The sequence below is a fragment of the Streptococcus mutans genome (genome assembly GCF_006739205.1).
Taxonomy (GTDB): Bacteria; Bacillota; Bacilli; order Lactobacillales; family Streptococcaceae; genus Streptococcus; species Streptococcus mutans.
The window spans coordinates 839,180-853,602 of sequence record NZ_AP019720.1 but is presented as its reverse complement, the minus strand read 5'-3'; the positions used below and the strand labels follow the sequence as shown (position 1 = coordinate 853,602).

Here is a 14,423-nt window from a genome sequence, read left to right as displayed (position 1 = left end):
CGGATTAGCCGTTTTCGTGCGTCCATTACACACAAAGAGTATTGTAACAAATTTCATCTTGATTGTAAAGGAAAATATTTTAACAGGTATGTGACTCAATTTTTAAGAATGCTGCGTTTTCTCAAAAAGAGTAAGCTACTTTTCTCTAATCTCTAATTTTTTGAAGCGAGTAAATAGACTGCTTACGATTAACAACATAAGCAAAGGTCACCGCGATAAAATAAGCTGGTAAATTCTGATAACCAAAGACTTCACCACCAATTAAAATTGGAGCTAAGAAGGTATTAGTTGCACTGCCAAAGACAGAAATATAGCCCAGAGCTGCCACAAATTCTAAAGGCAGATGAAAAATGCCTGCTAAAACAACGCCCAAAGAAGAACCGATAGCAAATAAAGGCGTCACTTCTCCACCTTGAAAACCTGCTGCCAGAGTTATAACTGTTAGAAAAAGCTTTAGCAGCCAATCATAGACATAAATTTTCCCATCAGAAAAGCTAGCAGAAATCAGATTAGTCCCCAAACCAGAATAACGTCCTTGATAAAGGACTAAAAAAAGTAAACTAAGCAGCAAGCCGACAATAAAAATACGTCTATAAAGATTAGGAAGCAAGCGTGCTTGCACTTGCTTGCACCAAGCTAATAAAAAAGCAAATAAATTGCCTGCTAAACCAAAGATAAGTCCTAAAATAAGCAACTGAATAAAAACAGTCGGTGTCAAAGAAATTGTCCTTGACAGGGTATGTGCAAATTTTTCTAAACCAAGACTATGAGAGGTCAAACTAGCCGTAAAAGAAGCAATGGTCATTGGAACCAAAGCAGAAAGTCCTAGATTACCAAGAACTAATACTTCTAAAGCAAATAATATAGCTGCCATGGGCGTCTGATACAAACCTGCAAAACCTGCCGCCATTCCTGTAAGCAGAAAAATACGCGATTTATTGGGAAAATGGAATAATCGGCTAAACCAGTGAGAAACTGTCGCACCTAGTTGGACAGCGACACCTTCACGGCCAGCGCTGCCGCCACAAAGATGAGTCAACCATGTTGTGACAATAATCATGGGAATGAGGCGTTTAGGGATATGGTCTTCCTCTTCAAAACCTACTTGAAATATTAAACCCATCCCCTTACTGCTTTTAGCACCCCACTTTTGATATAAATAAACAATTATTAAACCAGCGATTCCCAAAAAAGGAAGCCAGTACCAAGGATTAGCATCTCTAACAGCACTCAAATAGATTAAAACTCGTCCAAAGATAGTATCAACAAGACCTACAAGGGCACCAATTAGCAATCCCATAAAAGCTAAGTAAAGCAAAATAGAGTAAGACAGTTCATTTGCTTCTTTAATCTTTTTTTCAATCATAATGCTTTCTTTTTATAAAATACGTGATAAGAAAAGGATACTTATCTTATCAATAGGATTCTTCTTTTTAATTAATCAGGTGATATTAAGCAGTAACCTTTTGTGCACCATAAACACTGATTTGTTTTTTAACAATGCTGGCAAAACAAACCACAATAAAAAAGTAAGGAATGTTTTCAAATCCAAAAATTTCACCACCGATAAAAATTGGTGCTAAAAAAGTACTGGTTCCACTGCCAAATACACTAGCATAACCCAAAGCTGCAACAAAAGCTATTGGTAAATGAAATAGGGGGGCTAATACCGCACCAAGTGTTGCACCAATGGTAAACATAGGCATCACCTCACCGCCTTGATAACCTGCTGATAAGGTTAATACTGTTAGAATTAATTTAAACAGCCAATCAAAAGGATAGACTGTTCCTTTAGCAAAACTAGCAGTAACCAAATCAGTACTCAGCCCTGAGTAACGCCCCATACCAGCAGTAGTAAACAAAACACTTAGTAAAAGCCCTACGATCATAATACGTTGATAGGGTCTTTTAAAGCGTAATATTAAACTTAATTTTGTTCTTCTCAGTAAGTAAGCAAATGATGTTCCAACTAAACCAAAGATAATGCCTAATAAAGCAAATTTCACAAATAAGACAGGATTTAACGTCATGTGAACTTTAATAAGATGGGTAAAATTTTTTAACCCCAATAATTGAGAGGTATAGCTGGCAGTATAAGCAGCTAGGCTGGTGGGTAATAAGGTTGATAATTCCAATCGGCCAATAACAAGAACCTCAAGGGCAAATAATATGGCTGCCATGGGCGTTTGAAATAAACCTGCAAAGCCAGCAGCGATTCCAATAATCAAAAAACTTCTAGAAGACTCTTCAAATTTAAAAACAGGTGAGAACGCATGAGACAAAGCTGCTCCTACCTGAATAGCCACTCCTTCTCGACCAGCGCTGCCACCAAAAAGATGAGTTAACCAAGTGGAAAAAATAGCTAATGGAACCAATCTTTTAGGAATAGTCACTTCTCTTTCATCAGCAACATCAAAAACCAAACTCATTCCTTTGATACTTTTACCGCCAAAATGATCATATATAAAAACAATCAAAAGACCTGCTAGAAAAAGAAAAGGAATCAAATATAAAAAATGCGTTTCTCGAAAAGCAGTCAGAGTATTTAAGACAATTCCAAAAATCATATCAACGATGCCAACCAACAAACCAACTAAAATAGCTGCACCCGAGATGAACAACAGATGACTGTTTTTCTTTAAATCAAGAAAAGACTTGATCTTAATCCCCATCTAATGCTCTCCTTTGATAATTCCTAGAATGTTTTAAAATATCAGCAAAGATAGCTGAAATGGTGGAGCGATATGTATCATTGACAACAAGGCCTGCTACTTTTTCCAACAAGATTTGTTCACGCTTTGTATCTAAGACCGATTTACCAGTTGCTTTTTTATAATCAGCAACCTGACTAACCAAAGTCATTCGTCTTTCTAAACACTGCACCAATTCTTTATCCACATCATCAATTTGTGACCTAATTTCTTGTAAGTCCATAGCCTCTCCTTTTACTTAAATTATAACAAAAAAAAGGCCTTGCTTCTAGCCTTTCTTTTTTTCAAATCGTTTATAAATAGCCAGTAATATCAGTGCAAGTAAAACAATCAGTATTAATTGTTTCATATTTCCAGCTATAATGGCGTGGCCTCCAAATGCATAAAGGATACTGGTTGGTATAACACCTAAGGTGAGGCAAGGCAGCCAACGGTGCCAAGGTATTTTTGTATCTAGAACCATATAATCAACTAAAAAAGAGGGAATAAAAGGTATCATATAGCCCAATGTCAGAGCAAGATAAGGATTTTTTATTTGAGAGAGACTTTCAAGATGATGATTAAATTTACTGTCTCTTTCAGTCAAATCAACACGTGACATCATCTGAATCAGAAAAAAATGTCCTAAGATATTCCCTATGGTATTCATCAAAACGCCAATCCACGGTCCAAAAACTACCCCATTAAAAACAGATAAAACAGAACTAGATAAAAAAGGAATGGCGGCTGTTAAACTCGTTAAAACAGTTAAAACGAGAAAATTAAAGAGATTTTCCGAACGAAATTGCTGCTCAAAATTCTCTATCGCTTTTTGGGGATTACTTAAAAGAAGCCAATGATCCCAATAGCGATAGAGGACAAAGGCTACATAGGCAGCAATAATCACAAGTCCCAGTAAAAGAAAAAAGCGTCTAATTTGCTTATATCTTACATGTATTCTCTTCATAGTATTTCTCTAAAACGAATTAAATAGCATTAATAAATCATATTGTATTGTCTGCCTATTATAAAAGAAAGCAGCAGAAAATTCAAGTATCTTTTCAACCCATCCTTTCCCTTCACCAAAGGGTCTTCCTAACTCTTAAAATTTTCTCTTACGCGCTAATTATTAAAAATGAATACGATTGACAGTAAATTTACAGATAAGCATGAAAAAACAAGCAATATAATCGCAATGTTTAAAATGATTTGAATTAGAATCTCGTGGAAGTTTACACAAAGCTTTATAATCAGCCAACTGACGATAAGCACTGTATACTTATCAGTAAATCTAACTACTGTTTCTGCCCTTCAAGCAAACAATCTAGCTTAGGAGCTTAAGAATGCTTATCTTCCAACTCCTAAGTTCATTATTTAACAAGATTTTTCTAACCAACCGAACCTTCCATACTCATATTAATAAGTGCATTTAATTCTACAGCGTATTCCATCGGAAGTTCTTTAGTAATAGGATCCATGAAACCATTGATAATCATAGCAGTTGCCTCTTCCTCACTAATCCCACGGCTCATAATATAATAAAGTTGTTCTTCAGATACTTTAGAAACCTTTGCTTCATGCTCCAAAGAAACATCTGAATTGTGGATTTCATTGAAAGGGATCGTATCTGAACTAGACTCGCCATCCATTAAAATCGTATCACATTCAATATGTGATTTAGAACCAGCACTGTTTTTTCCAAAAGTAACAGAACCTCGATAATCGGTTTTACCGCCATCTTTGGCAACTGATTTAGAAATCAACGTACTTGAAGTCCGCGGAGCATTGTGATAAACCTTGCAGCCTGCATCCAAATGCTGACCATAATTAGCAAAAGACATAGATAAAACAGAGGTTCTAGCCTGCCTGCCATTTAAAATCGAACAAGGATATTTCATATTAACTTTGCTGCCTAAGTTACCATCAATCCATTCTAAGGTTCCGTTTTCTTCTACCGTGCCTCTTTCAGTAACAAGATTATAGACATTATCAGACCAATTTTGAATAGTGGTGTAACGAAAAGAAGCATCACGTTTGACAATAATTTCAACAGTCGCTGCATGCAAACTATTGGTTGAGTAGGTTGGAGCCGTACAACCTTCAATATATTGAATAGAAGCTCCTTCTTCAATGATCATGAGCGAACGTTCAAATTGACCAGCATTCTCTCCATTAATACGAAAATAAGTCTGCACAGGAATCTGACATTGAACCCCTTTGGGAACATAAATAAACGTTCCGCCTGACCAGACAGCGCCATTTAAAGCTGCAAATTTATGTTCAGCAGGCGAAACAACTGACGCAAAATACTTTTTCACAAGGTCAGGATACTCCTGCAAGGCCGTATCCGTATCAGTAAAAATAATGCCCATTTTTTCAAATTCTTCTTTCATATTGTGGTAAACCACTTCTGACTCATATTGGGCTACTGCACCAGATAAAAACTGACGCTCTGCATTGGGAATACCTAAACGCTCAAACGTTTTTTTGATATCGTCAGGCACATCATCCCAGCTTCTAGAAGGCTGACCGCTAAGTTTCTGATAATAAATAACATCATTAAAATTGATACCAGACAAATCTGGACCCCATTTAGGCATGGGCAATTTGTAAAAAAGTTCCAAACAACGTAAACGATAATCCAGCATCCACTGAGGTTCGTTTTTGATTTCGGAAATATCTCTAACAACTTCTTCTGTCAGCCCTTTACCTGTTGAGTAAAGAGGCTTGACATCATCGTGAAAACCGAAAGCATAATCTCTATTCTTCAATCTGCATCACCTCATATCTAAAAGTAGACCTATTAACACTGAAAGAATTCGTTTTCTTTTTCATTATACTCTTTTTCTCGTGAAAATTCAGTTATAAAACAAAAAAGTAAAACAGTCTAAACTAAGAGTTGCTTTACTTTTATCATTGATAAAGATAACTTATTCTGCCTTTTCAGCAATTTCTTGGGCAAATTTTTCGAGATTTTCAATGTCTTCATCTTCCGCTGCTAAGTCAACCTTAACAGATTCTGCTCCCTTTGTCGCCCCTGTTCCTTCGAAAGCCATTTCAAAATCATCAACAGCCTTACAGAAATAATCATAGAAGGTATCTCCTGAACCAACAACACCATAGATTTTCCCAGATAAATCTAAGTCTTGCAAATCTTCATAAAAATCGACAATTTCATCAGGAAGCTCGCCATCACCATAAGTATAGCTTGCTACAATAGCAATATCAGCATCTTGAAATTCATCAGCATCAACAGTGGTGCATTCATCAACATCAACCGTATGTCCTAGCTCCTCAAGTTTCTGAGCAACAATATCAGCAATTTCCTCCGTATTTCCTGTCATACTAGCAAAAACAATCTTAGCGAAAGCCATAATACCCTCCAAAATAATAATAATTTGATTATAACACAGTTTTTCGACTTTTAAAAATTTAATCAGTCTGTCCATAGGCCTTTTTCAGTTCAGCCAAAAGTTCTGCCTTTTCAGCTTCAGAGGCAAAAGATGCCTCAATCGCATTTTGATTAAAGTGATAAAAATCTGCCAAACTGGTTCCGAAATAATCCACAAATAACTGATATTCCTTCGTTAAATTGGTATTGGAGACAGTACGGTTATCCGTGTTAATTGTTATCTTAGCACCAGCTTCATAGAGCTCTTGATAGGGAAATTCCGCTAGAGATTTGGCTGCCTTAGTTTGAAGGTTACTGGTTAGGCAAAGTTCTGCTGTCACTTTATTCTCAACAAAGTCTGCTATCAATTCCGGATGGTCATGGATAGCTGTGACATGCCCCAAACGTTTGATTCCTAAGGCAATTGATTGGGCAATATGGCTAGGACAGCCGCATTCACCAGCATGAAAAGTCATAGGACGATCCAATCTTTGCGTAAAACGAATGAGATCTGCTATTTCTTGTGGCGGAAAATCATGTTCATTTCCTGCAAAGTCAAAGCCTGCAAATTCTAAACTTTTGGCTTGGTTTATTTGACGAAAAATCTCTTTTGTCAACTGTTTTGAGGACTGTCTCATCCCACAAATTAAAACCTTGGCAACAATATTAAAATCCCTTTGAGCCTTTTGCAGACCCTTTTCAACCGCCTCAACTACCTGAACAGCACTCAATCCCTTATCCATAGATAATTCGGGAGCAAAGCGAATTTCAATATAAAGCACATGTTCAGCAGCAGCCTGCTTGGCCACATCATAAGCTGCTAAACTAAGCGCTTTTTGTGTCTGTAACAGTGGTCGAATAAAGTCAAAAGTTTTTAAATAATCAAGCAAGGTCTCAGAATCCTCAGGAACAGTGACCAATTTTGCAAGTTCACTATCTGATTCAGGCAGCGCTATATTCGCCATTTCAGCTAATTCTCGAATAGTCTCAAATGATAGAGACCCATCCAAATGGCAATGTAATTCGGTCTTTACTAAATCATGTAAAGTATTTTTCATTATCAGACTCCACTTTCTATTGCTATCTATCATAGCACATTTCAGTTGATTTTCTCATTTTTCTGTGCTATATTTTGAAAATATCTTAAAATTTGAAAGGAGAAACGATGTCTTACTATATTCCACCAAAAGTTTGGTCAGCTGAGGAAAGCAACCAAGGAAAATTTTCTGCTATCAATCGTCCAACTGCTGGCAGTCGTTTTGACCAAAAACTACCCCAAGGTGATAAACCATTACAGGTTTATTCATTAGGAACTCCTAACGGACTCAAAGTAGCCGTAATGTTGGAAGAGTTACGCGAACTTGGTGTCAAAGAAGCAGATTATGACCTCTTCAAAATTTCAATCATGGATGGCGACCAATTTGGTTCTGATTTCGTTGCCATTAACCCCAATTCTAAAATTCCTGCTCTTTTGGATAAGTCTGATAGAGAAGCTATTCGCGTCTTTGAATCTGGATCTATCTTACTTTATTTGGCTGATAAATTTAACCATTTTATTCCTGAAGATTGGGCACAAAGAACAGAAGTTCTTAACTGGCTCTTCTGGCAAATGGGAGCTGCTCCCTTTGTTGGCGGCGGTTTCGGTCACTTTTTCAGCTATGCTCCTGAAAAATTAGAATATCCTATCAATCGTTTTACCATGGAAACCAAGCGTCAATTGGACTTATTGGATAAAGAATTAGCTAATAAGCCCTACATTGCAGGTGAAGATTATACCATTGCCGATATAGCTATCTGGTCTTGGTATGGACGTTTAGCACAAGATGCCCTTTATGAAGGAGCTTATAAATTTCTTGCTTTAGGCACCTATCAACACTTATTAGACTGGACTGAAAGAATCGCTCAGCGTCCAGCTGTCAAGCGAGCATTGGAAGTTGATTATAAAGCTATCAAATAAAAATAAGAGTCAATCCTTTCTAAGATTGGTTTTTTCTATGATATAATGTAAAAAAATGAATTGAGGAATTTATGACTGCTTTTAAAACTATTCTAGCTAAAATCAAAGCTTATGACACCATTATTATTCACCGCCATATGAAACCAGACCCTGACGCATTAGGCAGTCAGGTCGGCTTGAAAGAAATGATTACAAGCAATTTCCCCAAAAAGACGGTGAAAGTAACAGGTTATAATGAACCTAGCCTTTCTTGGCTGGCTCAAATGGATGACGTATCTGATAAGGATTACGAAGGAGCTTTGGTCATCGTTGTTGACACAGCTAATCGTCCGCGTATTGATGATCAACGCTATTTAAATGGTAACTTTCTTATTAAAATCGATCACCATCCCAATGAAGACCATTATGGTGACTTATCTTATGTTGATACCAAGGCTTCTAGTGCTAGTGAAATTATCACTGACTTTGCCCTGCAAAATCAACTGAAACTTTCAGATCAAGCAGCCCGTTTGCTTTATGCAGGGATTCTTGGTGATACAGGGCGCTTTCTTTATCCAGCAACAACGTCAAAAACATTTATCATTGCCAGTGAGCTCCTCAAATATGACTTTGATTTTGCTGCCTTAGCACGTCAAATGGATTCTTTCCCTTATAAAATTGCCAAATTACAAGCTTACGTTTTTGAAAATCTTGAAATTGATAAAAACGGTGCAGCACGTATTATTCTAAGCCAGAAAATCCTGAAAAAATTTAATTTGACTGACGCCGAAACATCTGCTATCGTTTCTAGCCCAGGGAAAATTGATACTGTCCAAGTTTGGGCCATTTTTGTGGAACAAGCAGATGGCCATTACCGCGTACGCCTGCGCAGCAAGTCCACTGTCATCAATGAAGTTGCCAAAAGACATGCTGGTGGCGGCCATCCATTAGCAAGTGGTGCCAATTCCTATAGTTTGGCAGAAAATGAGGACATTTATCAGGAATTAAAAAATCTGCTAAAATAGTATAAAAAGCTTGTCAGTCGTCAACTTTTTTGTTAAAATAAAATGGTTACTAACTATGGCTCGAAAAGAGCTATGGCAGAAAGGAAATTTTTAAAAATGAAAAAAGATATTCATCCAGAATACCGTCCAGTTGTCTTTATGGATACTTCAACGGGTTACCAATTCCTCAGCGGTTCAACTAAGACGTCAAAAGAAACCGTTGAATTTGAAGGCGAAACTTATCCACTTATTCGCGTTGAAATTTCATCAGACTCACATCCATTCTACACAGGACGTCAAAAATTCACACAAGCAGATGGACGTGTCGACCGTTTCAACAAAAAATACGGTCTCAAATAAGAAAGAAAACCTTGCATTGGCAAGGTTTTTTGTTTGTATCAATTTCTTTATCATGCCACTTCTATCTGCAACACCTTACTGTTTTCAAGGGCATAGAGATTGTGTACCTGATTGGCAGCAATGCTAATCAATCCTTGATGATTAATAATATGCTTTTCTCCCGCTATTTCCACTTGCAGACTACCTTCTAAAACCTGAATCAATTTGATTAATTTGCTGCTTTCATTGCTAATAGACTCACCAGCTGGCATAGCATAAAGAGTGATGGGATTGTTTGTTTTCAGTTTTTTAGATAAAGAGCGACTGGCAATTTGTCCATCATGGTATTTTATCAAGTCTAAAAGATTATCAATCATGGTCTACCTCTGGTTTCACAACGACTAGAAGCATTTGAAAAGCCTCTTTTGCATACAGACTATGCGGAATATTTGCTGGCATAACAATGGTCTGACCAGCTGCTACTTCAAAGACTTCTTCATCAATGGTGATTTCAGCTAAACCACTCAAAATATTAACCATAGCATCACCGGGTGAAGAATGGCGACCAATTTCTTGATCTTTATCTAAGGAAAAAATAGTCATGCCCAAGTCTTTTCGTTGAACCAAGGTTTTACTGAGCATTTGCTCTTCTTCAATTGGGACTTCTGTTTTTAAGTCTAATACCTGACTATGCTGAATCTTGTCAATATAAACCATAAAGACTCCTTTCTTTTAGCGCCGTTAATAAATTTCATTCTACTTCTAGTATATTATTTTGTGTTGCAAACCGCAATATAGGTCAAATCTTTTCCTGCTTTGTTAAAGACACGGTACATTTTCAGAAATTACTGACGGTTTTCTTTCCTCAAACCTCTGTAAGTAATTCTTAGAGTTCCCCAAAACCCTTCATCCTTAATCATTCCCGGAATAGACATAAGGGTCATTTTACCATAATTCAGTTTGACAGATGAGAAGCCCTGCTCTTCAAACAACTTTTGCCAGTTAGCAACATGCAGGGGCTCAACATTAGCATTGATGGTTTGCCGCAAACTTGCTAATTGTTCTCCCATCCTTTCTTCTGTAAAAGAAACATCATGCGTTAAGAGACGTCCGCCGGGTTTCAAAACACGCAAATATTCCTTAATAGCCTTAATCTTGGCTTCATCGCCTAACATGGTCAACATGGCTTCATTAATAATAATATCAAAAGAATCATCGGGAAAAGGCAGTTTCATAGCGTTAGCTTGCTGCACATGAACCAATTCATCCAAGCCTGCTTCACAGATATTAGCACGCGCTTTTTCCAAGGCCTTAGGATCCCTATCTACACCTTCAATTGAACAACCGTAAGTTTGCGCCAGTTCTATCGAGGTTGTACACATATTGCAAGCGACTTCCAACACGTGGCTGTCCTTACTGAACTGTCCTTGTTCTATTAACCAATTGGTGGCTGTAATTCCACCGGGACGTAAACGTTTCTTGCCTAAACGAGCCAGAAAGTTATGGCCAACTTCTTTTTTTGTCATCTATATCTATCCTTTCGGAAAAAAATTTTGTTTAGGCATTTAGTTTATAAAATATTCTGAAAATAAGCAAGTTTCATTCTGCAAAGTATATAAAAAATAGCCCTCCATGGTTTCATACAATCATGAAAGACTATTTCTTTATTTTTTAACTAAAAGTTATTAATGAGCGACAATTTCTTGAGCAATTTGTTGGCCTGTCAAATTAGCTGGATAATAGGTTGGCCAATTTTCCATTTCTTCCAATAACTTATCTTGACTTTCGCTGCCCCAGAAAAGATGGAAGTGTTCTGCTTTTTGTGATTTAATGCCATGGTCACTAAACTGAACATATTTGAATTCTCCAGCCCCTTTATCCTTAGTTTCAAAGAGATAACGTACACCACGATTTCCTTTTTTATAAGTAAGGATTTTATAACCTACATATTTGTAAGTATATTTGTGCTCCTTACCCTTTTGCACAAAAGTAATAGTGTTCTTCTTACCATCAATCGTAATTTTTTCAACATCTGTCTTGTAACCCTTAGTATAGTATTCTTTGTACTCTTGAGCTGTCATGTCTTTTTTAGATTTGGCCTTATAATCCCAGACACTATCAAGGGTTCCATTTTCTAAATAAGGATAAATAGATTGCCATTTTCCTGACCAATCAGATAATTTGCGATTCTTGATACTCTTATCTTTAAAATATCCATTAGCAACTGTCTTGTCGCTATCCATTTCAGGTTTGATTTCTTTACCGGCAGAATCTGTTGTTTTTTTCAAAGCTTTTAGATTAGCACGCATTACGGAGAAATAATTTTCCCCTGCATCCATTTGCTTTTGTGTTAAACTTTCAAGCGGACTAAGCACAGCTGTTTTAACACCAGCTTCATCAGCTAAAGTTTTAGAAACAGCTGATGAAGCGTTTTCCTCAAAGTAAATATAGTTAATGCCATACTCTTTAACATATTTAGAAAGTTCTGCCAAACGTTTAGCTGAAGGTTCAGACTCAGCTGTTAAACCTGTAATTGGAATTTGAGTCAAGCCATAATCAAGCGCTAAATAGCCAAAGGCCGCATGCTGCGTAACAAAAGATTTTTGCTTGGCATTTGCAAGACCTTCTGCGTATTCCTTGTCCAAGGTCTGAAGTTTGTCAATATAGTTTGCTGCATTTTTCTTGAAGATTTTGGCACGGCGAGGAAATTTTTTAGAAAGAGCGTCACGGATATTTTCCACCAACTTAATAGCACGTTTTGGTGACAGCCAAACGTGAGGATCATAAGCATGGTGATGCCCTTTGTGACCATGTCCTTCTTCTTCTGTTACTCCTGGTGCTAAAATCATATTACCTGTTGCTTTTACAAATGGCACTTTTTGGGTATCAACAGATTTTTTAACAGATTTAACCCAAGTTTCCATACTGTCAGAATCATAAACAAAAGTATCTGCCTCTTGAATCCTTGTCACATCTTTGGTTGAAGGTTCAAAATCATGAACTTCCGTTCCTGCCTTAATCAATAGAGACACCTTGCCTTGATCACCAACAACATTTTTTGTAAATTCATACATAGGATAAAAGGTTGTGACCACATTAAGTTTACCATTACTTCTCTTCTCTCCATCTTTTGCCAATAGAAAAGCTATCACAACCGCTAAAATGACTAACAGAAGAGAAACGATAATAAAAGGTTTTTTCCGCATTTTAAACTCCTTTACTTAACCAGTTAATTATTTACTGGTTAAGTATACCATATTTCAAAATTTTTGCAAGCTTTTATATTTCAAAATTTTTAGCATAAAAAAGAAGCTGAAAAACTTACTATACTGATCCCAAGAATTGGACAGAAAACATCTAACTTGAAAATCATATAAAGTTTAGCTTCTCTATTTTTTAGGTGTTCATATTTGGAAAAATAATCATTTAAAACTAATCACTAACACCATAGCGATTGGTCATCAGATTACTAGCATCAAAGAGAATTTGTTCCAGAAGAACCTGTGTTTGTTCCTCAATAAAATCACTCATGGCTTGATTTTCCCCCTCAAAATCAACTTCTTCTCCTTTTGCTAAAGCTTCATCAACACGGTGGATCATAGCATGCCCTGCTGCCATTGTTTTCTCAACATAGGCTTCTAAATTTCCTTCATGTCTATGATAATGTGAATCGGCAAGGGCTGCAATTAAACGGTTAGTCCAATAAAAATTATCTGTTGTCACCCTTGCACTGGTATTGGCAAAATAGGCTGGTGTTTTTGAAACTTGCGTAAAGAAAGGCACCATCGTATTAAAAGGCATGGAACCATAGGAAAGCCATTGAATCCCCCTAGTTTCTGGTGTTTGATTAGGACGTAATTGCAAAAGAGCTGTCTGGCTGGTTCGATTAATACCAATGGTTCTAAAAGTTGTTTGACTAAGGCGGTCTCCTTCTGATCCATAAGGATCAAAATTTGTATCTTGATAGTGATTGCTCAAAACATACTTAATGTCTTCTACCGTAATCTTGCGATAAGGCTTTTGACACCAAGGAATAAAGAAACTCCGTGGATCTTGTTCGATTTCTGGATTTAAAAAGCGCTGTATAGCCCAAGAACGTGGTGTATTGTAATGTCTATCCTTATCTTTTTGACTGCCAAAAGCATAACGAGGATTAAAGTGCTCATTTGAATAAGTCAAATCAAGATGATTGTCAGCTATGAAATCTTTTAAATCATTGGAATAGCGATAATCATCGGGATTATTAAACTCAAAATGATCAATCCCTAACTGATTAGGATTAGTAACATAAGCATCATCGGGAACACGGCGAGCAATCCAATGATGTCCTCCAATTGTTTCCAACCACCAAATTTCATTGATATCTGAAAAAGCTATACCATTGGATTCATATGTACCATATTCTTCCAGAAGTTTGCCCAGACGCTCAACACCCTCACGCGCTGACTGAATATAAGGCAAAACCAAAGTCAGCATATCTTCTTCCCCAATACCTGATGCTACTAAAGGATCTGCTCCCAACACACGTGCATTAGTTGTGATGGTCTCTGTGGCACTCATAGCAACATTAGCAGCATTAATACCAGCTTCAGCCCAAATACCTTCATTGTCTAAAGCATTGGGAACGGAAGTATAGGATAAAGGGTTATCAGGTAAATCTATTTCAAAATTTGATAAAACCGATCGATAATGCTTTGGTTGATCTTCTGATTTTATCACTTCAAATTTTTTAGGACAAAAGACACCATTTTGTGAATCTTCTGTTCTGGCAATAATGGTAGAACCATCATAACTGGCCTTTTTTCCAACAAGAATGGTTGTACAAATCATCATATTCCTCCTTAAATTAAGATACAAAGGGCGTTAAGCGGATAAAGGCAAAATAGGGAGTACGACGCGGAATCATTAAGATTCTAGGAGGACTCATCTTTTTGCCACAATCCGCAACCCGTGTTCAATTAAATCAAGATACAAAGCCCGTCAAGAAAGCGAGATGAAAATAGGAAACTGACGCCGTGTGACTTGCACACAAGGAAGTTTATCTTTTTCACGACGCTTTTAGG

The 14,423-nt window shown here is 37.0% G+C and carries 14 protein-coding genes and 1 pseudogene; 3 read left to right on the top strand and 12 right to left on the bottom strand.

Translation table 11 applies throughout. The annotated features are described in order from the left end of the window. Nucleotides 1-145: 145 nt before the first annotated feature. The 7 genes from FNL60_RS04415 to add all read right to left on the bottom strand — a co-directional run bounded on the left by FNL60_RS04415 (nt 146) and on the right by add (nt 7,172). The gene (locus FNL60_RS04415) at nt 146-1,366 is read right to left on the bottom strand and encodes a voltage-gated chloride channel family protein (RefSeq protein ID WP_002276891.1); all 1,221 of its coding nucleotides are present in this window, start codon (nt 1,364-1,366) and stop codon (nt 146-148) included. An 85-nt stretch (nt 1,367-1,451) separates the two neighbouring features. After that, the gene (locus tag FNL60_RS04410) at nt 1,452-2,672 is read right to left on the bottom strand and encodes a voltage-gated chloride channel family protein (protein ID WP_002268380.1); all 1,221 of its coding nucleotides are present in this window, start codon (nt 2,670-2,672) and stop codon (nt 1,452-1,454) included. Then, nucleotides 2,662-2,934, bottom strand: coding sequence for a chorismate mutase (locus tag FNL60_RS04405; protein ID WP_002263155.1), 273 nt, complete (start codon nt 2,932-2,934; stop codon nt 2,662-2,664). The genes FNL60_RS04410 and FNL60_RS04405 overlap by 11 nt, the downstream gene beginning before the upstream one ends. A gap of 45 nt (nt 2,935-2,979) precedes the next feature. Beyond that, nucleotides 2,980-3,657 (bottom strand): TVP38/TMEM64 family protein, encoded by a 678-nt coding sequence (locus FNL60_RS04400; protein ID WP_002269752.1) that lies wholly within the window; start codon nt 3,655-3,657, stop codon nt 2,980-2,982. Between the two features lie 421 nt (nt 3,658-4,078). Further along, complete coding sequence (gene sufB / locus FNL60_RS04395; RefSeq protein ID WP_002263153.1) at nt 4,079-5,461, bottom strand: Fe-S cluster assembly protein SufB; 1,383 nt, start codon at nt 5,459-5,461, stop codon at nt 4,079-4,081. A 159-nt stretch (nt 5,462-5,620) separates the two neighbouring features. After that, on the bottom strand, nt 5,621-6,064 hold the full coding sequence (locus FNL60_RS04390) for a flavodoxin (RefSeq protein ID WP_002263152.1): 444 nt from the start codon (nt 6,062-6,064) through the stop codon (nt 5,621-5,623). Between the two features lie 58 nt (nt 6,065-6,122). Continuing rightward, nucleotides 6,123-7,172 (bottom strand): adenosine deaminase, encoded by a 1,050-nt coding sequence (add, locus tag FNL60_RS04385; RefSeq protein ID WP_018110210.1) that lies wholly within the window; start codon nt 7,170-7,172, stop codon nt 6,123-6,125. A gap of 74 nt (nt 7,173-7,246) precedes the next feature. Here add and yghU point away from each other — a divergent pair, with 74 nt between their 5' ends. The 3 genes from yghU (at nt 7,247) to FNL60_RS04370 (ending at nt 9,381) form a co-directional block, all read left to right on the top strand. Then, nucleotides 7,247-8,038: a glutathione-dependent disulfide-bond oxidoreductase gene (yghU, locus tag FNL60_RS04380; RefSeq protein WP_002276887.1), complete on the top strand. Its 792-nt coding sequence runs from the start codon at nt 7,247-7,249 to the stop codon at nt 8,036-8,038. Between the two features lie 71 nt (nt 8,039-8,109). After that, entirely contained in the window at nt 8,110-9,042 is a 933-nt protein-coding gene (locus FNL60_RS04375) for a DHH family phosphoesterase (RefSeq protein WP_002280209.1), read from the top strand. A gap of 96 nt (nt 9,043-9,138) precedes the next feature. After that, nucleotides 9,139-9,381 (top strand): type B 50S ribosomal protein L31, encoded by a 243-nt coding sequence (locus FNL60_RS04370; RefSeq protein WP_002263148.1) that lies wholly within the window; start codon nt 9,139-9,141, stop codon nt 9,379-9,381. Nucleotides 9,382-9,431: 50 nt separating this feature from the next. Here the strand turns inward: FNL60_RS04370 and FNL60_RS04365 are convergent, their stop codons facing one another. The 5 genes and pseudogenes from FNL60_RS04365 to FNL60_RS04345 all read right to left on the bottom strand — a co-directional run bounded on the left by FNL60_RS04365 (nt 9,432) and on the right by FNL60_RS04345 (nt 14,190). Then, a complete protein-coding gene (locus tag FNL60_RS04365; protein ID WP_002280208.1) occupies nt 9,432-9,737 on the bottom strand; it encodes a cupin domain-containing protein in 306 nt (101 codons plus the stop codon). Continuing rightward, the gene (locus tag FNL60_RS04360; RefSeq protein WP_002265182.1) at nt 9,730-10,077 is read right to left on the bottom strand and encodes a cupin domain-containing protein; all 348 of its coding nucleotides are present in this window, start codon (nt 10,075-10,077) and stop codon (nt 9,730-9,732) included. The genes FNL60_RS04365 and FNL60_RS04360 overlap by 8 nt, the downstream gene beginning before the upstream one ends. 53 nt (nt 10,078-10,130) lie before the next feature. Next, nucleotides 10,131-10,886, bottom strand: a pseudogene (locus tag FNL60_RS04355) (class I SAM-dependent methyltransferase). 159 nt (nt 10,887-11,045) lie between these two features. Further along, nucleotides 11,046-12,566, bottom strand: a complete 1,521-nt coding sequence (locus tag FNL60_RS04350; RefSeq protein WP_002280206.1) for a metal ABC transporter solute-binding protein, Zn/Mn family — start codon at nt 12,564-12,566, stop codon at nt 11,046-11,048. A 226-nt stretch (nt 12,567-12,792) separates the two neighbouring features. Next, on the bottom strand, nt 12,793-14,190 hold the full coding sequence (locus FNL60_RS04345) for a C69 family dipeptidase (protein ID WP_002280205.1): 1,398 nt from the start codon (nt 14,188-14,190) through the stop codon (nt 12,793-12,795). Nucleotides 14,191-14,423: the final 233 nt, after the last annotated feature.

Coding starts and splice junctions, on each gene's coding strand:
- FNL60_RS04415 (WP_002276891.1), bottom strand. CDS start 1,366: ATGATTGAAAAAAAGATTAAAGAAGCAAATGAACTGTCTTACTCTATT.
- FNL60_RS04410 (WP_002268380.1), bottom strand. CDS start 2,672: ATGGGGATTAAGATCAAGTCTTTTCTTGATTTAAAGAAAAACAGTCAT.
- FNL60_RS04405 (WP_002263155.1), bottom strand. CDS start 2,934: ATGGACTTACAAGAAATTAGGTCACAAATTGATGATGTGGATAAAGAA.
- FNL60_RS04400 (WP_002269752.1), bottom strand. CDS start 3,657: ATGAAGAGAATACATGTAAGATATAAGCAAATTAGACGCTTTTTTCTT.
- FNL60_RS04390 (WP_002263152.1), bottom strand. CDS start 6,064: ATGGCTTTCGCTAAGATTGTTTTTGCTAGTATGACAGGAAATACGGAG.
- add (WP_018110210.1), bottom strand. CDS start 7,172: ATGATAGATAGCAATAGAAAGTGGAGTCTGATAATGAAAAATACTTTA.
- yghU (WP_002276887.1), top strand. CDS start 7,247: ATGTCTTACTATATTCCACCAAAAGTTTGGTCAGCTGAGGAAAGCAAC.
- FNL60_RS04375 (WP_002280209.1), top strand. CDS start 8,110: ATGACTGCTTTTAAAACTATTCTAGCTAAAATCAAAGCTTATGACACC.
- FNL60_RS04370 (WP_002263148.1), top strand. CDS start 9,139: ATGAAAAAAGATATTCATCCAGAATACCGTCCAGTTGTCTTTATGGAT.
- FNL60_RS04365 (WP_002280208.1), bottom strand. CDS start 9,737: ATGATTGATAATCTTTTAGACTTGATAAAATACCATGATGGACAAATT.
- FNL60_RS04360 (WP_002265182.1), bottom strand. CDS start 10,077: ATGGTTTATATTGACAAGATTCAGCATAGTCAGGTATTAGACTTAAAA.
- FNL60_RS04350 (WP_002280206.1), bottom strand. CDS start 12,566: ATGCGGAAAAAACCTTTTATTATCGTTTCTCTTCTGTTAGTCATTTTA.
- FNL60_RS04345 (WP_002280205.1), bottom strand. CDS start 14,190: ATGATTTGTACAACCATTCTTGTTGGAAAAAAGGCCAGTTATGATGGT.